Genomic DNA, 26,523 nt, shown 5'->3' on the forward strand with positions numbered 1-26,523 from the left:
ATATTATTATATGACTTTTCGGTTATTTAGGTATATGTTAAATATTGCTGAATATCATAGAAAATACTAAAAAACACAAAATTTCCTTTCATATATCCTTTAGTGTTTTATAATGGCATACAAAAATATACTGCTCCTTTAAATTTATGGGAATTATTTGAAAATAGTGAATTAGTAAAAGCTACTTGGATTAATGATTATCAGCTAATTAATGTTCATGAAATTCCTGATGAAAAATTGACAGAAAATACTTGGGTCCGGAATTTTATAATTTTTTATGAAGCACATTCATACACGAGATTTGTTAAAGAGATGGTAAGAAATAGCAGACCTTTTACCTATATTTGCTGAGGTTAATATAGGGATTGATTATATAGAGTTAATTTTATTCTACATTTTGACCAAACGCGGTCAAAATGATATAATAGAAATAGAAAAAATACTTAAATCACAATTAATATAGCCAAAAATTTAATCACAGCTGGTGTAAAAACTGATTTAATAGCTACCTCAACCGGATTAAAGAAGGAAGAGGTTGAAAAACTTAAATAAATTACTTATACATGTATTTATTATCATTTATATTAGGAGGATTAAATGCATTACTCCGTCAATTATATTTATCAATTTGCTCTATAGAGTTTTATAAAGATGTATATAAAAACTATCAAGGATACGGAATAAGATATGTATTTACCTTATCTTTTATTCCATCAATAATTTATTGTATTTTTATATTAAATTACATAATAACTTTAAAAGATTATTTTAACGGAATACAATCATCAAAAGTTACAGCCAACATTGAATATATTATCAATCAATTACCGGAAATTAAATATAATAATTCAAACATTTCAGTTGAAGAAGTAGAGCCTATATATGTATATAGCAAGAATAACAATAAAATAGTCGTCATTGATACAAAAAATCAAGTTTCTAACAAAGAAAAAAGCAAAATACCGTTTGTACTTGAAGAGAATAAGCTGAAGATAAATTTAATTGTAGCCAATACTAAGAAAAATTTCCCAAGTACTGTTAACTATTCTGAGATATTCAAGCAAAATGAAGTAATTTTAACTCCTGAAATAATAAAAAAATATTTTGCCGATCATTTATTATATGCACCAAATTTATTTATTTATTTCGGTATGCCGGCTATTATATTATTTTGGTTTGTAACATTCTTATTAGAGAGAAGTATTATAGTTTTGTTAGTATATAGCTTAGCTAATTTACTTACTACTAAAACTTCAATACAAACTTCTATAAGGTTAGTAATGTTTTCAAGCGGAGTCCCGATAATATTACAACCGGTTATTATTATATTAATACCGGAATTAAGCATATTATTACAGCTACTACAAATGTTTACAACTTGTTTAGTATTTGTCGCTATTTGGCAAATTAACAAGAACCTATCGCACTATATGTAAGAAAAATCAATTATCATATAAGCATACTTTAATACCGGAACATGAGTTAGAAAAATTAAACGATGCAATAGTAGATTCTGTAAGAGTTAAAGTAGTTCATCCAAATCCAAAACTTGCAGAACATCATCTTCAAGAAATAGCTCAAGGTAAACAAATATGGGATGGGTATAAATTTAAAATATTACGTATGGGACCAGAAGAAAAAAATCACCAATTATTCTATGATACCTCCTCTCAAAGATTACTTGATGCTAACGGTAAAATAGCTTCTACTATCGGTAAAGAAAGTAAAAGCATGAATAATGTTCAAGCATTTGTAATGGGAGAGGATGGAACAATTTATATGGGTACTCATAAAAATCAATATTTGCCAAATACTAAAAATCTTGTTCACGATTCATTTTTAAGTGGAAAGCCTGCGGAAGCAGCAGGAGTTATAGGTATAAATGATAGGAGAAAAATTGATTACCTTCGTAATAATAGCGGTCATTATCAACCTGAAGCTTTAGATATGTACTGTGCTGTAAAAAAATACAAGAAACTATGCCCGGTGCTTTAGATAAAAATTGTCAAACTAATTTAAAAAATATTGCTGCTTCTTCAAAACCTAAAGCTAGAAATAGAACAACAAACAGAGGGCGTGGATAATAAATTAACTATTTATAATTAAATGTCATTCCTGCGAAAGCAAGCATCCAGCTAAATGTCATACTCCAACATTGTTGCGTGGATTGGTAAAACCCATTATGTCACCTAGTTCGCTTGACCACTGGGACCATAAAAATAATTTAAAGTACTAATATTTAATTGGGTCCCGCTACAAGCTTGCGGGATGATGACAAAGCAATTTTGGATTCCCGATTCTAGCGAGGAATGATATCGAAGGTGTTTTTTGCACCATGCAACAACGTCCCTAGGCAATGTTGGATTAACACCTATTTATAATATTCTCTCCTTCTTTTCTACTGCTACTAGTTTTTACACAATTAAATTTTAGTTTATATTAACAAGCTAATTTTTTATTAAATAATATAATTATATACTTGACTAAATTACTTGGGTATTGTAGATATTAAACAATTTTAAGTTTTAATAGGTTGGTTATATGATGCTGACGAGGAAAGGAAGATATGCCGTAATGGCAATACTTGAAATGGCTTCAAAATCAAGTGCCGAACCGGTCACGTTGAATGAAATGTCCGTAAAACAAAATATATCGCTTAACTATTTAGAGCAGATATTTTCTAAACTTAAAAAGGCTGATCTAGTTAAGGCTATTAGAGGATCGAAAGGTGGGTATATTTTAATCGGTAACCTAGAAGAAATAAAAATTTCCAATATTATGGACGCCGTTAACGAAAATTTTATAATGACTACCTGCTATAAGAAGTCAGTTAAAACTTGCGTACCTGATACAATAAAATGTAATTCGCATAAATTATGGCAAGGTCTTGGTAAGCATATTAGAGATTATTTTGAAAATATCTCAATTAAAGATGCTTTAAACTCAAATTTAAATATATGATATATTTAGACCATAATGCTACTACTTTTATCGACCCTAGAGTTAAGGAATTCATAATAAGTTTAATGGACAAGGAGCTTAACCCTTCATCAGCACATAGCTCAGGTAGATTTGCTAAGAATCTCATAGAAACGGTACGCGCACAAATAGCGACGGCTCTTGGTATAACCTTATCATCTAGAGAATATGATATTACTTTTACTTCATCAGGAACTGAAGGTAATAATTTAATAATAAAAAATTTTTATGACGGCGATATTTTTATTTCAGCTATTGAACATTTATCGATCTATAACCATATAAACTACGCTCCAAATATTAAAGTTATAAGTGTTAATACGCAAGGACTAGTTGATTTAGAACATTTAGAAGAGTTGTTAGCTCAAAGTAATACTAGTAAAAAACTAGTTTCCATAATAATGGCTAATAATGAAAGCGGAGTTTTACAAGATATAGCTGAGATAGGTAAAATAACTAAAAAATATGAGGCAAAATTTCATAGCGATTTAGTGCAAGGTTTTGGCAGAATACCAATAAATATCAAAGCATTAGGATTAGATTTTGCTACAATTTCAGGGCATAAAATAGGAGGGGGGCAAGGTGGTGCTGCTTTAATTTCTAGCTCTAATTTTCAAATTACTCCAATGATTATAGGAGGAGGGCAGGAAAAATCAGTACGCTCAGGCACTGAAAATGTTTTAGCAATTGCAGGATTTGGTTTAGCTTCTGCATTGAGGACAGATAATATCTCAGAAAATTATATAAAAATCAAAAAGTTACAAGAAAATTTAGAGAAAAAATTAAAAAAATATCCTAATGTAAATATTGTTAGTAATAACGTAGCTAGGTTGCCTAATACTACCTTAATTACTATACCAAATACGGATGCACAAGCGAAATTAATCGGGTTTGATTTACATAATATTTGCGTAAGTTCCGGTTCTGCTTGTTCATCGGGAAAAATATCTAAATCGCATGTATTAACCAATATGGGTGTAGGAGAAGAAGAAACAAAATCTTCGATTAGGATATCTTTAAGCCATACTAATACGGTAAGTGATATAGAGGCTTTTATAGAGGCTTTTGAGGAGATTTACGATGTCATTCCTAGCTAAAAGCTACGTTGTTGCACGGCTCCGTTTATATGTCATTCCCGCTTCCGCAGGAATGACATCGATGACTGTGTAAACTATACCAAAACATGAATTAATTTAACCATATGAACCCACAATTAAACAATTTAACCTTACCGATATATATGGATTATCAGGCGACGACTCCAATAGATCCAAGAGTAATGGAGGCAATGTTGCCTTATTTTACTACCAAGTTCGGCAATCCTCATTCACGCAGCCATTCTTTCGGTTGGGAGGCAGAAAACGCCGTTGAAGAGGCAAGGAGTATGGTAGCAAAGTTAATAGGAGCGGATACTAAAGAAATTATTTTCACTTCCGGTGCAACTGAGTCTAACAATCTTGCAATAAAGGGAATCGCAAAATTTTACAGCAATAAAAAGAATCATATTATTACCGTAGTCAGTGAACATAAATGCGTACTTGATGCTTGCAGGCATTTAGAGCAAGAAGATATAAAAATCACATACTTACCGATTAAGCCAAATGGAATAATCGATTTAGAAACTCTAAAAAATGCCATTACCGATCAGACTATGTTAGTTTCAGTTATGGTGGTTAATAATGAAATAGGTGTTGTTCAGCCTTTAAAGGAAATCGGGAAAATTTGCCGTGAAAAGGGCGTTTTTTTTCATTCCGATATTGCTCAAGGTTTTGGTAAAATTCCAATTGATGTTAACGCATTTAATATTGATCTTGCCAGTATCTCAGGGCATAAAATTTACGGTCCGAAAGGAATAGGTGCATTATATGTAAGGAAAAAACCTCGTGTGCGTGTTACACCGCTCATAAACGGTGGCGGGCAGGAGAGAGGTATACGTTCAGGTACGCTACCGACTCCTTTAATCGTAGGACTTGGCATGGCTGCTGAAATAGCGTATAGTGAGATGGAAAAAGATACTAAGCACGTAAATTACTTATTCGACAGATTTTTAAATAATATACATAAGCGAATTTCAGAAGTTTATTTAAACGGCGATAAAAATCAAAGATATAAAGGTAATTTAAATTTAAGCTTTGCCGGAGTTGAAGGAGAATCAATGATCCTTGCCATTAAAGATTTAGCGGTTTCCTCCGGTTCTGCTTGTACTTCTGCCTCTTTAGAACCGTCATATGTTTTACGTTCTATGGGAATCGGTGAAGAGCTTGCCCATACTGCAATTAGGTTCGGCATAGGTAGATTTACTACCGAGCAGGAAGTTGACTACGCAGTAAATTTAATATGCTCAAAAATCGATAAACTAAGGGAATTAAGCCCTCTTTGGGAAATGATGCAAGAGGGAATTGATTTGAAAAAGATTAAATGGGCTGTACATTGAGAATATCGGCATTGCAAGCAGCCGTAGGCTGCGTGGCAATCTTGTCAAATATCCTGAGATTGCTTAGTCAAAACTTGCAGTTTTTCCTCGCAATGACGGCTCAGGTATTCACGCAAGTATAACATACAAAACCAAATTTTAGAGAATAACAATGGCTTATAGCAAAAAAGTGATAGATCATTATGAAAATCCTCGTAATGTTGGATCGCTTGATAAAGAAAATAAAAATGTTGGTACAGGACTAGTTGGAGCTCCTGCTTGCGGTGACGTTATGAAGTTACAAATCGCAGTTGATGATGACGGGATTATTACAGATGCTAAATTTAAAACATTCGGCTGCGGTTCAGCTATTGCTTCAAGTTCTTTAGTAACGGAGTGGGTTAAAGGAAGATCGGTAGAAGATGCCGAGACTATTAAAAATACCGAAATAGCAAAAGAATTGTCACTTCCACCGGTCAAATTACATTGCTCACTACTTGCTGAAGATGCAATAAAAGCAGCTATAGCCGATTACAAACAGAAAAAAGAAAGCAACAAAGACTCTTAAAATATGAAAAATGTTATTTCATTAACCGATTCTGCTGCAAAGCAAGTAAAATTGCTAATAGAAAAACGCGCCAAGCCTACCTTTGGTATTAGGGTAGGGGTTAAGTCAGGCGGTTGTGCCGGTCAGACTTATTACGTGGAATATGCCGATAGTAAAAATCAATTCGATGAAGTAGTTGAAGAAAAGGGCGTACGGATACTAATCGACCCAAAGGCATTAATGTATATTCTAGGTTCTGAAATGGACTATGTAGAGACTCAATTCAAAGCCCAATTCACTTTCACCAATCCTAACGAAAAAGCTAATTGCGGCTGCGGCACATCTTTTAGCGTGTAACACTTTAGAATCAATAAAGGTTTTAAAATATGTTTAACTGGGTTTATAATAAAATATTCTCTTATCCTTCACTTAATATTGAAAGCTTACGCAAAGCACTAGAGGAAAGAATTGATTTCTTTTCTCCGCTTAATACAGAAGAAAAGGAAAGCAGGGCTGACATTAGACTTATGAGAGATGCTGATATCGAAAATGATAAAAAGTCTATTCTAGAAGCAATAGTAAAAAAGGACAAATTATTTTAGAACCCTATACGGAAATACCTTTAAAAGAAAGTTGGCTATTTAATCACAAAAAGGTTTTAACGCAATTAAATAACGGTATTAAAGATTCTGCTAAAGGGCAAGTTAAATTTATAGAAGATTTCAGTAAATATTTAGATGATGACTTTGAAAATTCTTTTTACTATTCAAGCTAGTAAAGATTTGGAAGAAGTCGCAAATAATCAAGGATTAGAAAAACGTTTAAAAGCAGTAAAAAAACACTGGCATATCTACAGGCAAACCCTCATCATCCTAGTTTAAATACCCATAAATATAAAAATCTGTTAAAGGACATAACGGAGAAGAAATATTTGAAACTTATGCTGAAAATAATACTCCTGCTGCTTATAGAATTTTTTGGTATTATGGACCAAACAAAGATAATATCACACTATTCTAGCAATTACAGCACATCCATAAAAAGTCAATTGCAGTTGACTATTACACCAATAGATTTATTTTAAGAAACATCATGCAAATCACCGAAAAATGAAATCCCCCAGCCTACTGCGATATGATTAGGATCACGTATATTAGTATATTTAACTAAATCCTGAACAGGAGTATCATAATTTTGTGAAATTTGTGATAAAGCATCTCCTGATTTCACTGTATAAACTTTAGCGGTGCGATTTGGCATATTAACTCCTAAGATTATTTTTGATAGCTTAAAAAGCTATCAATCTTTTATTTAGAAATCAAGAGTAAAATAATTATAGTAGTTTTCACTATTGCTAAAAATCATTATTTCAGCTATGTTAAAGCTGTTTCTTTAAATTAGATTAATATGTCACAAAAATTAGGTTTCTGGGCGGTTTTTGTCTTAGTAACCGGCAGTCAAATCGGTACTAGCGTTTTTATATTGCCGTTAAGTTTAGCACCGTTCGGTATATACAGCATTTGGGGCTGGGTACTTTCATTATTCGGTGCTATGAGTATAGCCCTTGTATTTTCTACCCTTTGTGCAAAATTTCCTAAAACAGGAGGTCCGCACGTTTATGTACGGGAAAATTTCGGGGATAAAATAGCTTTTTTCACCGGTTGGACTTACTGGGTTATATCCTTTGTCAGTACAAGTATAGTAGTCATTTCGGCAATAGGTTATCTAACACCTTTTTTTAAATCACAAGCGATTTTAGACTTAATATTACAGATCATATTATTAGGTGCTATTATGGTTTTAAATTTAAAAGGTCCTGAAGTAGCAGGAAAAGCAGAGTTTTATTTAACTCTCTTAAAATTTGTTCCATTGCTTATAGTAGGTTTATGTGCTTTATCACATTTTAATATAGATAATATAACTATTGCCGAGGAAGTAGAGAATTTAAGCATTCCGAGCATTATGGGAAGAGTTGTACTTCTTACTTTTTGGGGATTTATCGGCATAGAATGCGCAACTACCACGGCAGGTGCGGTAAAAGATCCGGCAAAAACCATTCCACGAGCCATAATAGTTGGAACTTTTTGCGTAGCAGTGTTATATATTATTAATAGCATAGGTATAATGGGATTAATCCCTGCTTCTGAACTTGTCAGTGCTAAAGCTCCTTATGCCGATGCTGCTTCATTATTATTCGGGGGTAAATGGTCAAGCGTAATTACGGTTATAGCCTCGATTATATGTATAGGTACGCTCAATGCTTGGGTGCTAACTAGCGGACAGATAGCTCTTGGGCTTGCAGAAGACGGTTTATTACCGAAATTTTTTGCTAAGAAAAATAGCAATAACGCTCCAACTCACGGAATTATTGTAAGCTGCCTTGGCATTGTGCCGTTATTAGTCTTTACGGCAAATGATAATTTTGCCATACAGATTACACAAATAATAGATTTCTCGGCAATCACATTCTTATTCGTCTATTTAATTTGTAGCTTAGCCTTTTTAAAGGTGATTTTTAGCTCAAAAGAAAATTTTTCTTATTATTATTTACTTATAGCTATAATATCGATTATCTTTTGTGCATGGGTTATCTATGAAACACCTGTTAAAACTCTGATTATAGCTAGTTCTTTTACTATCTTTGGTATTCCTTTGTATTATGGATGGTATAAATGTCATTCCCGTCTATGAGCGTTGCCTAGCTGGATGCTGAGCTGTCATTGCGAGCGACTGCAAGAAGCGTGGCAATCCAGAAAAAATAATAAAAAAATTCTGTAAATCAGAATTTTTTAACTGGATTGCTTCGTCAATTACTTAAGTAATTTCCTTGCAATGACGGCTCAGCCAGCGGGCAAGGACATAAGAGATATAAACATGACAAAAATCCGCATTAATCTGCTTAGAAAGTTATTCACAGAATATGATATAGACGGTTATATAATTCCATCTAACGATAAATATATGAGTGAATATGTTCCAAGCTATGCAAAGAGACTTGAATATATAACAGGTTTTACTGGTTCAAACGGTATAGCTATTATATATAAAGATACAGCATTATTCTTTACCGATGGACGTTATTTAGAGCAAGCAAATAAAGAGCTGGATTTAGAGCTTTTTAAGCTTTTTGACTTAAAAGATATATCTAAGTTTGGTAAAGATGAAAAAATAGGATATGATTCTGAATTATTTACTTATCCCACTATATCAAATTTAAAGTTCAATTTTCAGAAGATTAATGGAAATTTAGTTGATAAGATTTGGCCAAATCAGCCGCTAGAGCCAAACTCTAAAGTTTATTTGCATGATATTAAGTGGGCAGGCGTTAGTCATACTGATAAAATAAGTAAATGTCGTGAAATTTTTTTGGATTCCCGCTTTTGCAGGAATGACATAGAGGAAAGCGGGAATGACACCGAGCAATCTGCCTTAGTCATTCTCGATAGCTCTTCCATATGTTGGTTACTAAATTTGCGTGCCAGTGACGTTGCTTATACGCCTTTAATGTTTGCAAAAGTTATACTCACTTCTACACAATTATATTTGTTTATAAATCCTACAAGAATCGATGCCGAAATTATTAATGCTCGTCCTGAAATAACGATTTTACCGGAAGAAGAATTTGAAAATATTTTAAGAGATAGCGAGAATACACATCTTTCCAAACCAGCTTATAGAATTTTTATTGATGATACTATAGCATCTGTTCATATAATGGACTTAGTAGCTGATAAAAAAGTACAAAAAATTACCGATCCATGCTTAACGCTTAAAGCTTGTAAGAACGATGTAGAAATTAAGCATGCAATCGATTTGCATATTAAAGATGCAGTAGCTTTATGTGAATTTTTTGCTGATTTTTCTCAATGTCATCCCCGTGAAAACGGGGATCCAGAAAAACATAATAACGAATTGACCGAGTATTCCCTCGGTTTAAAGCTTACAGAGCAACGAGCTAAACAAGAGGGATATGTTTCAGATAGTTTTCCTGTTATTTGCGGATTTCAGGAAAATAGTGCTATTATTCATTATAGAGCTGACCAAAAAACTGCTAAAAAAATTGAAGGGCAGGGGATATTACTGATAGATTCCGGCGGTCAGTATCAAGGTGCTACTACCGATATAACTAGAACAATAGTAATAGGTACACCGACAGATGAGCAGAAAAAGCGTTATACGCAAATACTTAAAGGACATATTGCTTTAGCTAAAGCCAAATTCCCAAAAAATATCATCGCAGGAGCTAATCTTGATATACTCGCTCGACAATATTTATGGCAAGAAATGCTAGATTATCCACACGGTACAGGGCATGGGGTAGGGAGCTTCTTAAGTGTTCACGAAGGACCGCAAAACATACATCTTCGTAATAAAACAATACTTAAAGCAGGTATGATCTTATCTAATGAACCGGGGTTTTATGTTCCTGGAAAATATGGTATTAGGATTGAGAATTTGATGTATGTAAAAGAAAGTAATGGATGGCTTGAGTTTGAAACCTTAAGCCTAGTGCCTTATGCTAGTAAATTGACTGATATGAAACTACTTAATATTGATGAAATAAACTATATCAAGGAATATTATAACAAAATTAGAGCTAAAATTTATGATTTATTATCCACGCAAGCGAGGAATTGGCTTAATAATGAAATAAATTTATATTGTAATTGACGTTTCCGTCACTTATTGGTATAAAGTCTATATTGGTATAAAGTCTATACATTTCTAATTTTCTACTTTTCTACATTGGGACGTCGCCAAGTGGTAAGGCAACGGTTTTTGGTATCGTCATCCGGAGGTTCGAATCCTCCCGTCCCAGCCATTCGTCAATTTTCAATATTTTTATTTTCATTAGATTCAAAATTGTTCTATAATCTATATTATGGAAAATAAGTGATGTATTCTATTAGTGGTGGTGCATTCGATTGGATTTGAACCAACGACCTTTGCCTTCGGAGGGCAACGCTCTATCCAGCTGAGCTACGAATGCAAATAACTATAACTAATAAGAGCGCTCCAAAATAAATTTAATAATCGAAAATAAATAGTCTTTATAAATATTCTGAACCGGAATTTTATTTAATAACTTACTTGCTGCATTTTCTAAGTTACTCAAATAATTAACTGTTTCATTGTAAATTTCATGCTTTACCATTAAGTCATGTATTTTTACAAAGTCATCTTTAGTACGCTTATCACATTTAATTATATTTTCAAGCCAAAGCTGCTTATCTTGCGCTAACTTATTATATAAAAAAATCAGCGGTAACGTAACTTTTCCTTCTAAGAAATCATCGCCAATATTTTTGCCTACCTGTTTATCATTACCCAAATAATCAAGCAAGTCATCTATAACCTGAAATACCGTACCGAGTAATTTCCCAAAGTCCTGCATATCTTTAGAAATATGGTCTACCTGCTCTGCTATAATAGCTCCAACTGCACAAGCAGTTCCAAATAGTTCGGCGGTTTTAGATTTAACTATTTGCTGATATTCGTCTATAGTTATAATACGTCGTTCATTTAACTTCACTAGCTGTACTACCTCCCCTTCGGAAATAATTGCTGAAGCTTTAGCTAGAACATTCATAGCTTTAATAGAGCCGGAAGCTACCATTAACTTAAAAGATTGACTAAAGAGGAAATCACCCACTAAAATACTTGTTTTACTGCCCCAAATAACGTTAGCCGTAGGTTTGAATCTTCTTAAAGTGCTGTCGTCTACCACATCATCATGAAGCAATGTGGCGGTGTGAATGAATTCAACGGCACTTGCGAGCTTTATATGATTATCGCCTTTATAATCAAACATTTTAGCAGTTATTATAGTTAAAAGCGGACGAATTCTTTTACCTCCTGCTTCTAGTAAATATTTACCGACCTTTTCTATTAACTCTTCATCACTTTTTAAACAGCTAATGATTAAATTGTTTAACTTAGTTACTTCATCTTTTAAATCTTGCTGTATTTCTACTATAATATTCATGGTTGGTATTTTTATAGATTGTTCTGTCATTGCAAGAAAAAATTGAAAATTTTGACTCAGCAATCTCATGCCAAAACCCTGAGATTGCCACGCTCCTTTCAGTTGCTTGCAATGATGATTAACGAAGTTCATCGAGTATACATTCCTCTAATATTTTTTGATTAACATTAGGAATTAACTCCATAATTTTTTCTTTTACATTTTCACCGGGTTGCACTTTTTTTACTGCTGCTTGATATAAAGATAAATAATATAAAGGTATAAGTTTATTTATATCATCTATATTACCTATTTTAGCTTTGTTTAAATCGGACAAATCAAACACATACTCAATGCTAGCATCAATTAAATTAGATGAATTCGGGTGATCAGAAATAGTTTTTAAAAATGATTTCAAAGCATTCCCGTATACTTCCTTACTCTCTTCCGACAAATCTTTAAAATCCCCTACTCCGTATATATATGCATTTAAAACATCTATTATTCTAGAGTAATCATTAATTATTATCGTACCTTTACTGTAAGAATCTTTAAGAGCATTTACTATAGTTTCATTTGTTATATTAAATCCCGATGCGTTTGAATAGAGACTTAAAGCATTTATCTGTGCTCTAGTTAATTTGTTTAATTCAGTTACTAAATTAATATTTAAATTAAAATTATATTCCCTATCTTCAAAAATACTAAAATTATATTGTTTATTATTATTTAAAATATAGCTTAGTTCATTACTAAAATCTTTATATAGCTTATTATCAGAAAGTTTAAATAAATAGGTTTGCTTATCGTAATATTTCTTTATAAATTCTAATGAACCTATTATAAAACCAGGTTTTAGCTTAAATTGCGAATCTACCAAAAGATCAATATTATTATTGCCGAAATCGTTTAACTTACCTTTATATAATAAATTAATATTATTTTCAAAGTTATTACTATTGATTTTTGCATTAGTAACTGCAATTGTTAAATCTTTAGCAATATCTTTAAAATGCACACTACTAGTACTAATCAAGAAATTACCAGAAAATTTGAAATTATTATTCCAAGCGGGTCTATATAATAATAAGCCGGCAGGTATTATTCTATCTTCAAGGTTACTTTGTACTATTTCGGTTTCATAATAAATTGCTAATTTTTGCGGTATGTTATCAAGGAAATCCTGTTTACTTGTATAATACTTACTTTTGTCAAATAACATAGTAAGTATAGTATGATCTTCTTCATATAATTTTTGATTATCGACTAAGTCAAAAATTTCTGTTTTACCGGAAGTAAATTTAATATTTTCTATTAAATTTATAACTTCAAATAAATCTTTTTTAAATCGTACTATTTCAAATAATTTAAAATTTAACGGTATTTTTGTTGATAATATACAGTTCTCATTATAAAATCTTACTCCAAAGCCTCTTTGAACCGGCTTAAATTTTCCGAATGCTTCTCCGGAAAAATGTATAAATAATTTCTGCTTAAGTAAATCATAACCGATATTTATCGGTGTGGTAAATTCAGTTACTCTATTAATACTCTCTTCTTGCCAATTAATTACTGAAATACCTAATTTGAAAGGAAAACCATATGGCTGAACTTTAGAAAACTTAATAAGATATTGCTGATTAGGATTATTATCAGCCTCTTCTATATTGAGGTTGGTACCGGCATATTTTTGATTTATAGAGTGTGATAAAGAGAACATAATAGTAAACCACAACCCACTATATGTGAGTATAATAAAGATAGTTATAAATAATATTATTTTAAGAATTTTTTTCATCTTTAAATCGGTATTATAGTGTGATTTTCTGTTGTTGTATGGATAAGTTTTTTCGTCATTGCAAGAAAAAATTGAAAATTTTGACGAAACAATCTCAGGAGTTTGTTATTATTTCATGAGATTGCCACGCAGTCTACGACTGCTCCCAATGACTGAGTGGTATCCACGCAACAATGCCCGCTTGCAATGACGTTTACTTACACAGCTCTACATATTCCTTATTCAATTTTATAACGTTCCAAATCCATAAACTCATCATAACTATAAAAATTACTAATAAATATATTACAATAGAATCAAAGGTAGCAATCGGAATAATAATAAATATCAAAGACTGTATAAATGCTCCAAGCGATTTACCGAATTTAGTACCTATTACCTCTACGGCAGCTTTTCCCTTAGTTCTAAGCTCTAAAGATAAAGGAATATACGCCATTTCTTTTGTTGAATCGAATAATGAATATTTGGACGCTTTACTCAGTATGTTCTGAATTGCTCCAACAATAATCGCTGCATATAGAAGATTAAAATCACCGAAACATTCTTCTATTTCTTCAATAAAAATTATAAAGATAAAAAATATCAAGCCGGTAATAGACAACATAATAGGAGTTAATAATGCCGAAATGAGCCAACTGAGTCTTCTAAGAATATTACTGCCTATTATCATGAAAGTAACGCATGATATCCCCATCCAAATATTAAACCTGCCCATAAAGTTAACATAGTCTATAGTGTTTGGATGTAATTCTTTTATTTTTGCTTTCCAAGGTCCTTCAACTATATTTATTAATAATCCATAACAGATTATTAATAAGGCAATACGACCTATATATTTTGAGTGAATTACTAATTTGATACTTTCAATTACCGAAAGTTTTGTTTTCATTTTAGCTGTAACTTTTTTTGCATCTAAAACATTTATGGAATCTGTTAAAATAAATCTATTTATTATTCTAAATAGAAGCATAGCAATTATTCCTGCAGTAACAATAATTGACATGATTGGCTGAAGCATTATAGCATTGCCGGCAGATGAATTAAAAGAATCCGGTAATAATTCTGAATCAATGACATCCTGCCCGCTTGAGAAAAAGACCAGTACGCTGCCTGCTATTATAAGACCGATATTACCGACCATTCCAAGAACAGGATAGAATCTTTGAGCTTTAGAAGTATCAAAAATGTGATTGGCAAACTGCCAAAACATTAAGTTTATGACTACTGCACTCCATAATTCCGCGAAAATATACATCAGTGCATAACTCCATTGACTACCTATTTTAATAAACCATTTAAAATGAGGGTATGAAGCTATTAATTTATTTATCATTTCATCATTAGGATGATAAATATCTTGATTTGGATAAATAATATAGGCAAATAATAAGAAAAATAGTAAAAAACTGCCGACTATAATGTAGAAAATATATTCAAAATTTAAGTTATTACTAAGTTTAACATAAAGTACGGTAAAAATTACGCACGAGGGTAATACTAACCATAATTTTAAGAAGCTAATAATTTCAGCCCCCATAGAGGGTACTACTAAACTATCTTTGATAGATCTTAAAGCCCCAAAATTAAAAAGGATACATAACATCATTAAAGCCATAGGTATAAATAGCTTTAATTCTTTCCTTTCTATAGGCCACATTATTTCTTTAACTTTTTCAAAGAAAATTTTAGGCGGTAACATTTTTATTGTAACATTACATATTAAAGTTAACTTTTAAATCTCTTAAGTGCTAAAGTCAATTAAAATAATTAATTTATACTACTCCAAGGTGTTATTTCTTTATATCGCCAGTAATATTTTGTGATCTTATCTAATTTGTCCTGAGTTGTCTTCCATAATTCCTGCTTATCGGTAGTCCATGGCTTAGGTCCTGCATAGTGTAAAATGAAATAAGAAAAATAAGGGCTTTGATGCTCAAAATATGTAAAACAGTTCTATCTCATCGATAAGATTTAATAAATCTTGGTTAGGAAAAGAAAAATCACATTTTGACTTTTGTAAAGTTTTATCTTGCTTTTTTTGCATATTTTTTAAGTTTAAAAATACTACCCCGCTATTTTTATAAGAATGAGCTCTATTTCTCTTACATTCTTTTGTCACTTTATGACTAATCTATGGGAGTTATTTGAAAACAGTGAACTTGTAAAAAATACATATGGATTAATGATTATCAGTTAATTAATGTTCAAAATATTTCTGATGAAAAATTAAAAGAAAAAGCTTGGTCTGGAATCTTGCAGTTTTTTTTAAAACATATCCACAAACGAGATTTATTAAAGAGATGATAAGAAGTAGCTGATCTTTTACCAGAATTTATTAAAGTTAATATCGGTATAGATTATATAGAGCTAATTTTGTCCTCTACACCTTGAATCAGATTAGGGAAAATGATAAAATAGAAATAGAAAAAATGCTTAAATCGCATTTAAACCCTGCATTAGGAGGAAACCTTATGAATAGCTTAGCTCATAGCTGGCAACAAGCAGGTATTGAAGAAGGTATTGAAGAAGGTAGAAAAAAAGAGAAAATTACTATGGCTAAAGAAATGAAAAAAGAAGGGCTTTCTTTAGAAACTATTATGACACAATAACAAAATTAGATAAGCAAGATATTGAGAAATTAAAATAACATGATTACATTACATGCCGCAAATAAACAGAAGACTCACATTTTTGCATATTAAGCTTATAGGAACTTAGAGCTAAAAGCATATATACTCGATCAACTTCAAAAAGAGCAAGGAGTCTATAAATTCATGTTAAATAACTCTCGTTTATGTATTATTTGGTTGTTTGGGCTTATTAGCGGTTTTAATCTAATGATTACCGGTAATACTTTAAATTATTGGCTTGCTAAAGAAGATATAGCACTGCAAACAATCGGTATATTATCATTCATAACGCTTCCCTACTCTATTAATTTCTTGTTAGCACCGATTTTTGATGCAGTGCAAATTAAATATTTAAACAAAATATTCGGTCATAGATTATCTTGGCTTTGCTTAACTAGTAGTGCATTGATATTTCTTATATATATTTTCAGCTTTCTAGATCCTAGTACTAATCTATTATTATTTGCTTTCACGGCTTTAATTATTTCTTTTTTTAGTGCTGCCCAAGATACTATATTAAGTGCTTTAAGAACGGAAATAGTACCTAAAGAATCGCTTGGGTTTACTTCAGGAATATACATATTCGGTTATCGGGTCGGTATGCTTTTAGCCGGTTCTGGAGCTATTTATTTATCTATTTATTTAACATTTAATGAAATATATAAAATCTTTGCCGGTTTAGTATTTATTTATTTAATTTTATTGATTGTAGGAATTAAGTATTGTTATTTAAACGAGAACATACATATACAGATAATCAAGAATGATATAAAAAATAATCAAAATAAAAAAAACATAATAAATTTTATATATAATGCGTTAAAACCTACAGGTTCTGTTTATTTCATTATTCTTATATTAATTTTCCTAGTATTATATAGGTTACCGGATAACTTAATTAATGTTATGATTAATCCGTTTTTGCTTCATCTCGAGTATGATGCTTTTGAAATAGCAAGCGTTGGAAAGTTTTGTGGAGTTGTAGGAGCTATAATCGGTGGACTTGTCGGCGGGGTTATTATGAAACATAAAAATATATTAAATAGTATATTTTTATTTGGTGTTATTCATGCTTTAGGACATATTTTATTTATTTTTCTTGAAATAAACGGTAAAAATTCTTTATTATTATTTATTACGATAGGAATAGCAAGCATTACCGGCGGTATGACAATGACTGCTTATATCGCTTTTATTTCTGCACTCTGTCAAGGTAAATTTCGAGCTACTCAATATTCTTTTCTTTCATCGATGATGGGGATTTCGCGCTCAATTTTTCCTATAATTTCAGGCTATATGGTAGTAAATTTCGGTTGGCAAAATTTCTTTTTATTTACTACTATTATAACTATTCCGTCTTTATTAATATTATTAAAAATAAAAACTAAATTACAATAATGAATGATATATATTAAGTATAATATTTTTAATACCGTATTTTGCTATTTCTTCCATTATACCAAGTATTTTTATATTAAATCATATGATTTGGTATATGGCAATACCTTTTTTCATAATTGGATTTATTTTTCTAATCTGTATGGAATATAATACTTGGAATCAATCATATTTTAATTGAACAATAGAACCTTAGCCTATTTCTATGTGGCAATAAAGTTTAGTTTCTATATTGTGATATCAATATTATCTATATTAAACCCATATATGAGTATATTAAATATTGGTTTTTACAAATATCAAGGAAATGACATTAAAATTATTTACATGTTTATTTGTATATAGTTTTTATCATTGGCAATAGTTGGTTATAATTAGAAAATTAAATAAAAATGCTATGATATTAAAAATAATTAATAAAATGGGAGCAGTAACAATTTGGAGCATAGCTCTAGTATATAAAATGGCTATTTAAATGAATAATGATATATTAAGTGCTTTTTTACATGGCATCGTTTTAGCTCTCGGTTTAATAGTGCCGCTCGGAGTACAGAATATTTTTATATTCAATCAAGGAGCAACACAGCCAAAGTTTAGCAAGGCTTTACCTAGCATAATTGCAGCCTCAATATGTGATACTATGCTTATATGTATGGCAGTTCTTGGGATATCTTTGTTAATTCTTGAAATTTCTTGGTTAAAATTATCTATATTTATTGTTGGATTTATTTTCTTAATTTATATGGGATATAATACTTGGAATCAGCCGCCTATTGATCTTACAATGAATTCCAGGGCTTTTTCAGCTCAAAAACAAATTTTATTTGCTATATCGGTGTCAATATTAAATCCGCATGCAATTATGGATACGATTATAGTAATAGGTATGAGTGCTTTAAAGTATAGCGGTATTGCAAAAATTATATTTACCTTAACTTGCATACTTATATCTTGGATATGGTTTTTTTCTTTAGCAGTTGCAGGTTATAATATTAGAAAGCTAAATAAAAATAGTACGATTTTAACTATAATTAATAAAATAGCTGCTATTATTATTTGGGCAGTTGCTTTTTATATTGGAGTACAAATATTGTATGAAATCGGTTTTATTAACTAGACATATTGAAGAAAATAATGAAACTATAAAGGAAATAAGTAAATATAATTTAGATTTACGTGATATTCATTGTCCTTTAATTAAATATAAAACTTTAGATTTTAATATCGATATTTTAGATAATTACTCAAATATAATAATAACTAGTAAATATGCAGCAAGTATCTTAACCGGTCATAACTTAAAACAAGATATTTGGGTAGTAGGTAGTAAGTCAAAACGATTATTAGGCAAGAAAGTAATGTATACTGCTAAAAACGTGGAAGATTTGATTAAGCATTTTCCTCCTGATTTATATGAGCAGACTATATATTTATCTTCAAATGAAATTACTCAAGATTTACCTAGCAAAATAGCTAGACATATCATTTATAATGTAGAATATTTGAATGAGCTGCCCGTATCTATTATAAAAGAATTTACAAATAATATTGATTTTATATTACTTTATTCTCAAAATAGTGCTAGGACTTTAGTAAAATTATTACTGCAAAATAATTTACTAGAGTACTTACAAGATAGTTTAGTTGTAGCCATAAGTTTGAAAGTTGCAAATATAGTTAGACCTTTTATAAAAAATGTGGTTTATTGTGATGATCAAAACCTTAACGATATAATCAAATTATTATCTGAAAATGCACAAATTCGATAGTTTATTTAAAAGCAAAAACATCTTTTTTATAGCAATAGTAATATTTGTCTTATCTTCTTTTACTCTTTATCATAATAGATCCGATATTTTAAAACTTTTTAAAAGTAAAAATAAGGATTTAAGCCAAATTCCTGATCAAGCAGTAGAAAATAAAGAAAATACTACCCTGGAAGAAAAGGAAGCAGCTCCTCTATTATCTACCAAGTCGCTTTTAAATTACGTAAGTTCTTTAAAGTTTCCTAAAGCACCGACTAATTTAGTAGAACCAAAATTAGAAACTGTAGTCAATTCAGCTTCATTCGGATACAAGGAACAAGGAGCGAAGAAGCCTATAACTAATAGGAGAGCGACAAGTGATGAGGTAGGCGTATGGATATCACTTGACTATATTAATTACTTATTAAATGTAAATCTATTAGTATATAATTTCATGCAAGATAAGGATTATAGTAAAGAACTAAGAATAGTAAAATCCCGCCTGCTGCCTCAAGATATAAGGAATATTTTAAATAACTTAGAAGCATATAATAATTATCTTTTTTCTAAATCAAGTAGTACGGAAGTAATTTTTCCTACCAACCATAAGTGGCTGGAGAAGTTTATCAAAATTGAAAAAAAACCTTCTGCTATGATGATAAAAGAACAAGATAAACCTCTAATTTTAGAGAACTTAAACTATCTAATCGATTGTCTTTATTCAGAAAAATTTATGCAGGAGTTTGTAAATAAAGATGTTTAGGTTATTATTAATATGTGCTACTTTTTTACTGCTTTATTTCGGGTTTACTTTTATAGAGAGGTTTGATTCAAAAGTTTTTATTAGTTTATATGATTATAATATAGAGACTACCTTGTTCTTTAGTCTTATTTTAGGCCTTTTATTACTAATTTCTTGTTTTATTGTCATTAGATTTCTAATATTAATTATCGATTTACCATCTAAAATACATAATATTTTTAGTAAACGAAAAATTAATCATGATAGATATGCTTTAATTTTAGCTTTTGCCGAATATATTATGAATAATAAAGCTAAATCTGCTTCTATTGCTCGCAAAAATTTATCTTCTGAAGATCTAAAAGATTCACAAGAATTCCATAATTTAATCTTAGCCGTAACTGAAGAGGATGTAGATAGAAAAATTTCCTATTTTCAAAAACTTATTACATCTAAAGAATTTGTTTTTTACGGTAGCAAAAATCTAGCAAAACTTTATTATGATAAATCTTTTTATGAGCAAGCAGAAAATTACGCAACAAAGGCTTATAATTTCAATGAACTTGATATTGATAATTTAATTACTTTAATGCGTTGTTATGCTAGACTTTCTCTATGGACAAAATTTATTTTTATAACGAATAAGCTTGCAAAATTTCATAAACATGAGTCTATGCCGGAAATTGCTGAGTATTATTTATTAGCAGCGAAGCAAGAAGTAGAAAGTAATAATACGGCTAATGCTATAGATTATTTGACAACGGCTGTAGATTTAAATTTTTATAACGACGAATTACTAGAATTTTACTTTAATTTAAATAATAAGCTTAATGCTAATAAAAAGATCAAAATATTAAAAGATGCTTTTCGTATTATCCCTTCTTTAAAATTAGTGCAGCTATTTAAAAAATTTACTTCTCTATCAGATAGGCAAATTTATGAAGAATTAACTCAAGAGTTAGATGCTAAAAAAGATGAAATATTAATTTTAGCAATAGAAACTTATTTAGAATTGTAGACGTTGTGATATGGATTCTTTTATGTTATTTCCCACGAGGTATTGTTGCGTGGATACCGAGTCGTCATTGCAAGCAGCCGTAGGCTGCGTGGTGATAAAAAAATTCTGTAAATCAGAATTTTTACTGGATTGCTTCGTCCATTGCTACGCAATTTCCTTGCCATGACGACTTGGGTACCTGCAACAACGCCTGCTCACAATGACGGATAAGCCGAACCACACAACAAAAACTAATATAAAAATAATTTCTTTGGGTACTTACTAATTTCTTCATTTACATTATTATTATTATGGTGATGATAATTAGATTGAATTGTTATTAAATAAGCATTTATTGCTTTAGAAAATTCTTCAGTTTTATAACGAAAGAAATGGTCAGCTCCATTGATAATTTTATAATCAACTTTAATATGGGATTGTTGCTTAGATAATCTATTTGCTAGGTCTTGTACATCATCTGCCGATACTATACTATCATTATCTCCCTGTAATATAAACCCTGGAATAGGACAAGGTGAGAGGAATGAGAAGTCATATTTATGAATTGTATTAACCGGCGGTGAAATAGCAATAAAATGATTTATTTCCGGACGTCGCATTACAAGTTGCATAGCTATCCATGCTCCGAAAGAAAATCCTAATATCAGATTAGACTGAGCATTTGGGTTATTCTGCTGTAACCAGTCGAGAGCTGCCCCCGCATCAACCACTTCACCGACTCCGTTATCAAATTTACCTTGTGATCCCCCTACTCCTCTAAAATTAATACGTAAGACGGTATAACCGTTATCTGCTAAAATCTTATAGGCATTATAAACTACTTTATTATTCATATTACCCTCATATAAAGGATGAGGATGAAGAACTAATGCAATAGGGGCGTTAGGCGCGGTAGCTTTTGCATATCTTCCTTCAATTCGTCCTTCCGGACCGTTAAAATAAATTTGTGGCATAATTATTCATAATATTTAATTTGTTCGATATGATATTTTACCACTTTTTCTTATTAGTGCAACTATTCTGAATTAAAATATGAGTGTATTGACGCATGCCGCCATATATACTAAAATGTAGTCAAATCAGTTGGATGTAATTACAAAGAGCAAGAAGCGCAGCCTATAGATAATCGGAGAGCGACGCGAGACGATGTAAGTGAATTTAAATCATTTGACTATAGCGGATAATGATAACTGAATGGAGCTATATTATGAATACAGTAGATATTAGATTATGCGTTTCAGCAGATATAAAACTTGAAGCAGCAGAAATATTTAAGCAAATGGGGATGACTATGTCAGAAGCCATGAGGATATTCTTCTAACTCAATGTATAAATAGCGGCGGTTTGCCTTTCAAACCACATATTAAGATTCCTAATGAAAAGACTATAAAAACTTTTGAGAATACAGATAAGCAAATTGGTTTAACTATCGCAAATAATACAAAAGAAATATTTAATAAGTTAGGCACCTAATTTTAGGCACCTAATTTGTATCATCATTACAAACGACTAAAAACCTTGTTGTACGACTTCTATGTCATTCCCGCAAAAGTGGGAGTCTAGAAAGGATCACCTTAATACTAGTATAAAAATTACAGATTATTGACAAAATAAACCTAAAAACACAAGTTTTGTATAGGTTTTACTGGATTCCCGGTTTCGCGGGAATGACATATAAAGATTATCTAAGAAAATACTGCTCGCTCCACTGCATCTACGCTATGTTGCACTAAATCCTTAGCAATTTCTTTAGTAATCATCTTTTTTAGACCGTTTTTAAGTTCTTGTCTAACACATCCAAGCATTTGCGGTTCTGCCACAATAATCAATTCCTTATATTTAGCTTGATCAGCAGTAGTTACTTTCTCTAAATGTTTAATCACGCTCCTTGCTGCTTCTTTATGTGCTATATCTTTTAGCGAAGTATGCGGCTCAAACAACGAAGCCGGTGTAGATTTATTTTGGTAAAGGCTTTGTCTTTTTTCTCTATGGTGGTGATGCTCCTCTAAATCCAAAGATAATTTTAAAGGTGTATTAGTAGTAATTTTAACTCCTTGAGCGTCGTAAAGCATCATTTGCTTACTATCGATAACCGCAATTAATTTTAACACTGTTGTCCTTACCATAAATACCTCCATAAAAACTAAGTTGTAATTTTATGATAATACTAATTATTTTTAAAACCTACTATTAATTTAATAATTTTTGCTTTTCACTGTTAATAATTTGCTCAACCTTGTCATTAAGTATACGTACGTCTGTTTGCTCTATTTCTTCTTTTTCTATTACACCTATAATCTTTATCTTTATAGTTCCAGGTTGCTTAAACCAAAAACCTCTAGGCCAAAATAAACCGGCATTATGAGCTATCATCACAATTGGAACTTTAGTAATTGAAGCAAGCTTTACGGCACTTGGTTTAAATTTTACCGTTCTATCAGGCGGAACTTTAGTTGATTCCGGAAATATTATTAACCATAATCCTTCTTTTATTTTTTCCTGACCTTCTCTTAAAATCTGAGCAACCGAGCTATTAGTACCACGGTCAACCGCAATAGGTTTAACCATCCGAAGTCCCCAACCAAGCAGGGGTATATTAAATAATTCACGCTTTAATACCCAAGAATGTTTAGGAATAATCAGTTGCATAAACATTTGATCCCAAAAGGATTGGTGATTAGACACGACGATTGCAATAGTCTTCGGTAATTTCTCAAGCCCCTTTACTTCATATTTTAAACCGCAACAAATTTTTGCAAGCCACACAAAAGCATAAGAAAAGATAATGGCAATTCTATATCTTATGTGATAGTTGACATTGAAAAATGTTACTGGTATGTAACATATAAGAAAAAAAATAAATGTAAATAACGATAATAATCCGTAAAATGATAAAATTCTTAAACGCCACAGCATAATTATTAAGATAATTATATTAATTAAAATGGTACTTATAACATAATTTTACAATGAGTAAAATAAAAAGGTATTAAATGAAAAAAACTGTTCTTTCCGGTGTGCAAGCAACCGGTTCTTTACATCTCGGTAACTATCTTGGTGCAATTAAAAACTGGGTTAAAATGCAGGAAGAATATAATTGTTTTTTCTTCTTAGCAGATTTGCATGCTATCACGGTTGATATTAAGCCATCAGAACTTAACAATTCAATTATGGAGGTGCTTGCTGTTTATTTAGCAGCAGGGCTTAACCCCGACAAAGTAACGATTTTTGCCCAAAGTATGGTGAAAGAGCATACTGAACTTGCTTGGCTACTAAATTGCGTTACACCGCTTGGATGGTTAAAGCGCATGACGCAATTTAAAGATAAAGCAGGTAGCGATCAAGAAAAGGCTTGTCTTGGGTTATTTTCCTATCCGGTACTTATGGCAGCGGATATCTTAATATATAAAGCCGATATAGTGCCTGTAGGTGAGGATCAGAAACAGCATTTAGAGCTAACAAGAGATATTGCAGGGGTAATAAATAGAAAATTTAACAAAGAAATTCTAAAAGTTCCTGAGGTGTTAATTAGTGAAACAGGCACAAGAATCATGAGCTTACGGGATGGATTAAAGAAAATGAGTAAATCTGATATTTCGGATTTTTCCCGTATCAATTTAAAAGACGATAACGATCTTATTCATCAAAAAATAAAAAAAGCCAAAACCGATCATTTAAGTTTTGTTAGCTATGATCAAGAAACAAGACCGGAAATTAGTAATTTATTAGATATTTATAGCAGTTTATCCGAAGAAAGCTTGGAAAAAATAATCGGTAATTATCAAAACCAAGGTTTCGCAAAATTTAAAGAAGATTTGGCAGAAATTATTATTACAAATCTACAACCGATACGTGATAAATATTTAGAATTAATGAATGATAAAGAATATTTATTAAAAATACTGCACAAAGGAGCAGAAAAAGCAAGAATTAGAGCTTCTGCAACACTTAATGAAGTGAAAGAACAATTCGGATTTGTAATTTAGATTCATATATTGCAAGATTTCCCTTGAAATATATAAGATTATTTGGTATGAATCTTCTTGGATAGGTGGCCGAGTGGTTTAAGGCACTAGTCTTGAAAACTGGCGTACGGGCAACCGTACCGTGGGTTCGAATCCCACCCTATCCGCCAACTTAGTTTATAGTATTATACCCTTTTATTTGCTTTATAGTGCTTAGTATATTTATCTAGTAAAATCCTAATCATTTTTTGATAAGGCACATGTGCAATTGCTGCTTCTGATTTAAAAAATTCTACGCTCTCTTTACTTAAAGCAATGGTTACTTTTACTGAATCATCTTTTAATAACAGTTCTCTAGGATGTGGTAAGAAATCTTTTACTATTTTTACTTCCCCTATTTCCCCATCAGTGTATTTTATCTCTTGCTCATAAATTCTCTTACCTTTTACGCCAGTATCCTGCTCCAAAAATTCTTATATGATTACCTTGGAACATAAAACGGACTGTTAAATATTACCATCAACTTTACCTAAACAAAAATATCTTTTTTCTGTAACACTATGGTCTACATCTTGAAGAATTATCCTTTTGATATCTAGAAAAGCTTTTTGAGCTTCATAAAAGCTTACGTTATGCTACCCAATATTAATTTTATTTAATAATACTTAGCTCTATACTAAATGTCCATATATGTAATTTAAAATCACTATCTTTACTAAATTCTAATAGACCTTCTAAATGATTTTTTTGTATAGAAGAAGCAATTTTAACTTCAAATGCATCATTATTTTGAAATATAAAATCAACCTCATATCCTTCTTTAGTACGCCAATAAAATAATTCATCTCTTTTGTTGTTCAAATATTTATAAGCTATTAATTCTAAGAATACAACATAATGCTCAAACGATTTACCAGCATAAACCCTGTTATTTCCTGATATTCATATTTCCTTAGGTAATTTGCTAAGTGCGGTATCGCAAGGTAAAATTTAGGCATTTCCGTAATAATTTGCCTTTTGCTAAGTGATCTATACGGATAAAGATGATATCCTAAATACATATCTTCTAATATTTCAAGATATATTCTAACGGTTTTTGCATCAACACTGCAATCTCTTGCTATATTACTATAATTTATCATCTCATCGTTTGAAATGCCTATAATCTCTAGAAACCTTACAAGTGCTTCACGTTTTCTTAAATTTGCTTCACAAACTGTGTACTTCAGGTAAAATATAGTCATATAAATAGGACGCAAGATATTTATGAATCTTTTTTGATGCAATATAATGATCAGGTATTAGTCCATGATTAAAAATTTT

At 31.0% G+C, this 26,523-nt stretch carries 28 protein-coding genes, 3 tRNA genes and 4 pseudogenes; 23 read left to right on the forward strand and 12 right to left on the reverse strand.

What is annotated here, in order from left to right; genetic code table 11:
- Positions 1–102 precede the first annotated feature (102 nt).
- The 9 genes from ABVF33_RS04245 to ABVF33_RS04285 all read left to right on the forward strand — a co-directional run bounded on the left by ABVF33_RS04245 (position 103) and on the right by ABVF33_RS04285 (position 6,541).
- Positions 103–351: an Rpn family recombination-promoting nuclease/putative transposase gene (locus tag ABVF33_RS04245; protein ID WP_499706379.1), complete on the forward strand. Its 249-nt coding sequence runs from the start codon at positions 103–105 to the stop codon at positions 349–351.
- A gap of 212 nt (positions 352–563) precedes the next feature.
- Positions 564–1,436: a DUF1189 family protein gene (locus ABVF33_RS04250; RefSeq protein ID WP_499706380.1), complete on the forward strand. Its 873-nt coding sequence runs from the start codon at positions 564–566 to the stop codon at positions 1,434–1,436.
- Complete coding sequence (locus ABVF33_RS04255) at positions 1,390–1,995, forward strand: IQM protein middle domain-containing protein (RefSeq protein ID WP_499706381.1); 606 nt, start codon at positions 1,390–1,392, stop codon at positions 1,993–1,995. Before ABVF33_RS04250 ends, ABVF33_RS04255 begins: the two co-directional genes overlap by 47 nt.
- Positions 1,996–2,541: 546 nt before the next feature.
- Positions 2,542–2,961, forward strand: coding sequence for a Fe-S cluster assembly transcription factor (locus tag ABVF33_RS04260; RefSeq protein ID WP_499706382.1), 420 nt, complete (start codon positions 2,542–2,544; stop codon positions 2,959–2,961).
- A complete protein-coding gene (locus tag ABVF33_RS04265) occupies positions 2,958–4,076 on the forward strand; it encodes a cysteine desulfurase family protein (RefSeq protein ID WP_499706383.1) in 1,119 nt (372 codons plus the stop codon). Before ABVF33_RS04260 ends, ABVF33_RS04265 begins: the two co-directional genes overlap by 4 nt.
- A 104-nt stretch (positions 4,077–4,180) precedes the next feature.
- Entirely contained in the window at positions 4,181–5,413 is a 1,233-nt protein-coding gene (locus ABVF33_RS04270; protein WP_499706384.1) for an IscS subfamily cysteine desulfurase, read from the forward strand.
- A gap of 151 nt (positions 5,414–5,564) precedes the next feature.
- The gene (gene iscU / locus ABVF33_RS04275; protein ID WP_016916863.1) at positions 5,565–5,960 is read left to right on the forward strand and encodes a Fe-S cluster assembly scaffold IscU; all 396 of its coding nucleotides are present in this window, start codon (positions 5,565–5,567) and stop codon (positions 5,958–5,960) included.
- Between the two features lie 3 nt (positions 5,961–5,963).
- Positions 5,964–6,296: an iron-sulfur cluster assembly accessory protein gene (locus ABVF33_RS04280; RefSeq protein WP_499706385.1), complete on the forward strand. Its 333-nt coding sequence runs from the start codon at positions 5,964–5,966 to the stop codon at positions 6,294–6,296.
- 29 nt (positions 6,297–6,325) lie between these two features.
- Positions 6,326–6,541, forward strand: a complete 216-nt coding sequence (locus tag ABVF33_RS04285; RefSeq protein ID WP_499706386.1) for a hypothetical protein — start codon at positions 6,326–6,328, stop codon at positions 6,539–6,541.
- A gap of 478 nt (positions 6,542–7,019) precedes the next feature.
- Here the strand turns inward: ABVF33_RS04285 and ABVF33_RS04290 are convergent, their stop codons facing one another.
- On the reverse strand, positions 7,020–7,199 hold the full coding sequence (locus ABVF33_RS04290; protein ID WP_499706387.1) for a LysM peptidoglycan-binding domain-containing protein: 180 nt from the start codon (positions 7,197–7,199) through the stop codon (positions 7,020–7,022).
- Between the two features lie 147 nt (positions 7,200–7,346).
- Between ABVF33_RS04290 and ABVF33_RS04295 the strand changes: the two genes are divergently transcribed.
- The 4 genes and pseudogenes from ABVF33_RS04295 (at position 7,347) to ABVF33_RS04310 (ending at position 10,761) form a co-directional block, all read left to right on the forward strand.
- On the forward strand, positions 7,347–8,630 hold the full coding sequence (locus tag ABVF33_RS04295; RefSeq protein ID WP_499706388.1) for an APC family permease: 1,284 nt from the start codon (positions 7,347–7,349) through the stop codon (positions 8,628–8,630).
- Positions 8,631–8,645: 15 nt separating this feature from the next.
- Positions 8,646–8,758, forward strand: a pseudogene (locus ABVF33_RS04300) (lytic transglycosylase domain-containing protein); the annotation flags it as partial.
- Between the two features lie 13 nt (positions 8,759–8,771).
- The gene (locus ABVF33_RS04305) at positions 8,772–10,610 is read left to right on the forward strand and encodes an aminopeptidase P family protein (RefSeq protein WP_499706389.1); all 1,839 of its coding nucleotides are present in this window, start codon (positions 8,772–8,774) and stop codon (positions 10,608–10,610) included.
- Between the two features lie 76 nt (positions 10,611–10,686).
- Positions 10,687–10,761 (forward strand) — tRNA-Gln (locus ABVF33_RS04310).
- 91 nt (positions 10,762–10,852) lie between these two features.
- On the opposite strand, the gene ABVF33_RS04315 is transcribed toward ABVF33_RS04310, so the two are convergent.
- The 5 genes and pseudogenes from ABVF33_RS04315 to ABVF33_RS04335 all read right to left on the reverse strand — a co-directional run.
- Positions 10,853–10,929, reverse strand: a tRNA-Arg gene (locus ABVF33_RS04315).
- 12 nt (positions 10,930–10,941) lie between these two features.
- Positions 10,942–11,925 (reverse strand): polyprenyl synthetase family protein, encoded by a 984-nt coding sequence (locus ABVF33_RS04320; RefSeq protein WP_499706446.1) that lies wholly within the window; start codon positions 11,923–11,925, stop codon positions 10,942–10,944.
- Positions 11,926–12,043: 118 nt separating this feature from the next.
- Entirely contained in the window at positions 12,044–13,702 is a 1,659-nt protein-coding gene (locus tag ABVF33_RS04325) for a hypothetical protein (protein WP_499706390.1), read from the reverse strand.
- A gap of 193 nt (positions 13,703–13,895) precedes the next feature.
- A complete protein-coding gene (gene tlc3 / locus ABVF33_RS04330; protein ID WP_499706391.1) occupies positions 13,896–15,401 on the reverse strand; it encodes a nucleotide exchange transporter Tlc3 in 1,506 nt (501 codons plus the stop codon).
- A 68-nt stretch (positions 15,402–15,469) separates the two neighbouring features.
- Positions 15,470–15,827 (reverse strand): annotated as a pseudogene (locus tag ABVF33_RS04335) (glycosyltransferase family 8 protein); the annotation flags it as partial.
- Positions 15,828–16,089: 262 nt separating this feature from the next.
- On the opposite strand from ABVF33_RS04335, the pseudogene ABVF33_RS04340 reads away from it, so the two are divergent.
- From ABVF33_RS04340 to ABVF33_RS04365, 6 genes and pseudogenes are all read left to right on the forward strand, one after another.
- A pseudogene (locus ABVF33_RS04340) lies at positions 16,090–16,349 on the forward strand (transposase).
- Between the two features lie 127 nt (positions 16,350–16,476).
- Positions 16,477–17,730, forward strand: a complete 1,254-nt coding sequence (locus ABVF33_RS04345; RefSeq protein ID WP_499706392.1) for an AmpG family muropeptide MFS transporter — start codon at positions 16,477–16,479, stop codon at positions 17,728–17,730.
- A gap of 475 nt (positions 17,731–18,205) precedes the next feature.
- Positions 18,206–18,847, forward strand: coding sequence for a LysE/ArgO family amino acid transporter (locus ABVF33_RS04350; protein ID WP_499706393.1), 642 nt, complete (start codon positions 18,206–18,208; stop codon positions 18,845–18,847).
- Positions 18,825–19,499 carry a uroporphyrinogen-III synthase gene (locus ABVF33_RS04355; RefSeq protein ID WP_041471881.1) on the forward strand — a complete coding sequence of 225 codons (675 nt, stop codon included), beginning with the start codon at positions 18,825–18,827 and terminating at the stop codon, positions 19,497–19,499. Before ABVF33_RS04350 ends, ABVF33_RS04355 begins: the two co-directional genes overlap by 23 nt.
- Positions 19,483–20,238, forward strand: coding sequence for a palindromic element RPE2 domain-containing protein (locus ABVF33_RS04360; RefSeq protein WP_499706394.1), 756 nt, complete (start codon positions 19,483–19,485; stop codon positions 20,236–20,238). The genes ABVF33_RS04355 and ABVF33_RS04360 overlap by 17 nt, the downstream gene beginning before the upstream one ends.
- On the forward strand, positions 20,231–21,235 hold the full coding sequence (locus ABVF33_RS04365) for a tetratricopeptide repeat protein (RefSeq protein ID WP_499706395.1): 1,005 nt from the start codon (positions 20,231–20,233) through the stop codon (positions 21,233–21,235). Before ABVF33_RS04360 ends, ABVF33_RS04365 begins: the two co-directional genes overlap by 8 nt.
- A 230-nt stretch (positions 21,236–21,465) precedes the next feature.
- On the opposite strand, the gene ABVF33_RS04370 is transcribed toward ABVF33_RS04365, so the two are convergent.
- Positions 21,466–22,188: an alpha/beta hydrolase gene (locus tag ABVF33_RS04370; protein ID WP_499706396.1), complete on the reverse strand. Its 723-nt coding sequence runs from the start codon at positions 22,186–22,188 to the stop codon at positions 21,466–21,468.
- Positions 22,189–22,442: 254 nt separating this feature from the next.
- Here ABVF33_RS04370 and ABVF33_RS04375 point away from each other — a divergent pair, with 254 nt between their 5' ends.
- Complete coding sequence (locus tag ABVF33_RS04375; RefSeq protein WP_499706397.1) at positions 22,443–22,556, forward strand: type II toxin-antitoxin system RelB/DinJ family antitoxin; 114 nt, start codon at positions 22,443–22,445, stop codon at positions 22,554–22,556.
- Positions 22,557–22,579: 23 nt separating this feature from the next.
- The gene (locus tag ABVF33_RS04380; protein WP_012262417.1) at positions 22,580–22,708 is read left to right on the forward strand and encodes a hypothetical protein; all 129 of its coding nucleotides are present in this window, start codon (positions 22,580–22,582) and stop codon (positions 22,706–22,708) included.
- A 212-nt stretch (positions 22,709–22,920) separates the two neighbouring features.
- Here ABVF33_RS04380 and ABVF33_RS04385 read toward each other — a convergent pair whose 3' ends face one another.
- On the reverse strand, positions 22,921–23,361 hold the full coding sequence (locus tag ABVF33_RS04385) for a host attachment protein (protein ID WP_499706398.1): 441 nt from the start codon (positions 23,359–23,361) through the stop codon (positions 22,921–22,923).
- Positions 23,362–23,425: 64 nt separating this feature from the next.
- Positions 23,426–24,151: a lysophospholipid acyltransferase family protein gene (locus ABVF33_RS04390; protein WP_499706399.1), complete on the reverse strand. Its 726-nt coding sequence runs from the start codon at positions 24,149–24,151 to the stop codon at positions 23,426–23,428.
- 77 nt (positions 24,152–24,228) lie between these two features.
- Between ABVF33_RS04390 and trpS the strand changes: the two genes are divergently transcribed.
- Positions 24,229–25,221, forward strand: coding sequence for a tryptophan--tRNA ligase (trpS, locus tag ABVF33_RS04395; RefSeq protein ID WP_499706400.1), 993 nt, complete (start codon positions 24,229–24,231; stop codon positions 25,219–25,221).
- A gap of 59 nt (positions 25,222–25,280) precedes the next feature.
- Positions 25,281–25,370, forward strand: a tRNA-Ser gene (locus ABVF33_RS04400).
- Positions 25,371–25,385: 15 nt separating this feature from the next.
- Here the strand turns inward: ABVF33_RS04400 and ABVF33_RS04405 are convergent.
- The 3 genes and pseudogenes from ABVF33_RS04405 to ABVF33_RS04415 form a co-directional block, all read right to left on the reverse strand.
- On the reverse strand, positions 25,386–25,667 hold the full coding sequence (locus tag ABVF33_RS04405; protein WP_499706402.1) for a hypothetical protein: 282 nt from the start codon (positions 25,665–25,667) through the stop codon (positions 25,386–25,388).
- Between the two features lie 184 nt (positions 25,668–25,851).
- Positions 25,852–26,061, reverse strand: coding sequence for a DUF4143 domain-containing protein (locus ABVF33_RS04410; protein WP_499706403.1), 210 nt, complete (start codon positions 26,059–26,061; stop codon positions 25,852–25,854).
- Positions 26,062–26,142: 81 nt separating this feature from the next.
- Positions 26,143–26,444 (reverse strand): annotated as a pseudogene (locus ABVF33_RS04415) (DUF4143 domain-containing protein).
- Between the last annotated feature and the right edge of the window lie 79 nt (positions 26,445–26,523).

Source organism: Candidatus Rickettsia barbarica (genome assembly GCF_041477405.1).
GTDB classification, from domain to species: domain Bacteria; phylum Pseudomonadota; class Alphaproteobacteria; order Rickettsiales; family Rickettsiaceae; genus Rickettsia; species Rickettsia rickettsii.

What these genes read in the sequence shown, in the direction of transcription:
- ABVF33_RS04250 (WP_499706380.1), top strand. Translation starts at nt 564, where the DNA reads ATGTATTTATTATCATTTATATTAGGAGGATTAAATGCATTACTCCGT.
- ABVF33_RS04260 (WP_499706382.1), top strand. Translation starts at nt 2,542, where the DNA reads ATGATGCTGACGAGGAAAGGAAGATATGCCGTAATGGCAATACTTGAA.
- ABVF33_RS04265 (WP_499706383.1), top strand. Translation starts at nt 2,958, where the DNA reads ATGATATATTTAGACCATAATGCTACTACTTTTATCGACCCTAGAGTT.
- ABVF33_RS04270 (WP_499706384.1), top strand. Translation starts at nt 4,181, where the DNA reads ATGAACCCACAATTAAACAATTTAACCTTACCGATATATATGGATTAT.
- iscU (WP_016916863.1), top strand. Translation starts at nt 5,565, where the DNA reads ATGGCTTATAGCAAAAAAGTGATAGATCATTATGAAAATCCTCGTAAT.
- ABVF33_RS04280 (WP_499706385.1), top strand. Translation starts at nt 5,964, where the DNA reads ATGAAAAATGTTATTTCATTAACCGATTCTGCTGCAAAGCAAGTAAAA.
- ABVF33_RS04285 (WP_499706386.1), top strand. Translation starts at nt 6,326, where the DNA reads ATGTTTAACTGGGTTTATAATAAAATATTCTCTTATCCTTCACTTAAT.
- ABVF33_RS04290 (WP_499706387.1), bottom strand. Translation starts at nt 7,199, where the DNA reads ATGCCAAATCGCACCGCTAAAGTTTATACAGTGAAATCAGGAGATGCT.
- ABVF33_RS04295 (WP_499706388.1), top strand. Translation starts at nt 7,347, where the DNA reads ATGTCACAAAAATTAGGTTTCTGGGCGGTTTTTGTCTTAGTAACCGGC.
- ABVF33_RS04305 (WP_499706389.1), top strand. Translation starts at nt 8,772, where the DNA reads ATGACGGCTCAGCCAGCGGGCAAGGACATAAGAGATATAAACATGACA.
- ABVF33_RS04320 (WP_499706446.1), bottom strand. Translation starts at nt 11,925, where the DNA reads ATGAATATTATAGTAGAAATACAGCAAGATTTAAAAGATGAAGTAACT.
- ABVF33_RS04325 (WP_499706390.1), bottom strand. Translation starts at nt 13,702, where the DNA reads ATGAAAAAAATTCTTAAAATAATATTATTTATAACTATCTTTATTATA.
- tlc3 (WP_499706391.1), bottom strand. Translation starts at nt 15,401, where the DNA reads ATGTTACCGCCTAAAATTTTCTTTGAAAAAGTTAAAGAAATAATGTGG.
- ABVF33_RS04345 (WP_499706392.1), top strand. Translation starts at nt 16,477, where the DNA reads ATGTTAAATAACTCTCGTTTATGTATTATTTGGTTGTTTGGGCTTATT.
- ABVF33_RS04350 (WP_499706393.1), top strand. Translation starts at nt 18,206, where the DNA reads ATGAATAATGATATATTAAGTGCTTTTTTACATGGCATCGTTTTAGCT.
- ABVF33_RS04355 (WP_041471881.1), top strand. Translation starts at nt 18,825, where the DNA reads ATGAAATCGGTTTTATTAACTAGACATATTGAAGAAAATAATGAAACT.
- ABVF33_RS04360 (WP_499706394.1), top strand. Translation starts at nt 19,483, where the DNA reads ATGCACAAATTCGATAGTTTATTTAAAAGCAAAAACATCTTTTTTATA.
- ABVF33_RS04365 (WP_499706395.1), top strand. Translation starts at nt 20,231, where the DNA reads ATGTTTAGGTTATTATTAATATGTGCTACTTTTTTACTGCTTTATTTC.
- ABVF33_RS04370 (WP_499706396.1), bottom strand. Translation starts at nt 22,188, where the DNA reads ATGCCACAAATTTATTTTAACGGTCCGGAAGGACGAATTGAAGGAAGA.
- ABVF33_RS04375 (WP_499706397.1), top strand. Translation starts at nt 22,443, where the DNA reads ATGAATACAGTAGATATTAGATTATGCGTTTCAGCAGATATAAAACTT.
- ABVF33_RS04385 (WP_499706398.1), bottom strand. Translation starts at nt 23,361, where the DNA reads ATGGTAAGGACAACAGTGTTAAAATTAATTGCGGTTATCGATAGTAAG.
- ABVF33_RS04390 (WP_499706399.1), bottom strand. Translation starts at nt 24,151, where the DNA reads ATGCTGTGGCGTTTAAGAATTTTATCATTTTACGGATTATTATCGTTA.
- trpS (WP_499706400.1), top strand. Translation starts at nt 24,229, where the DNA reads ATGAAAAAAACTGTTCTTTCCGGTGTGCAAGCAACCGGTTCTTTACAT.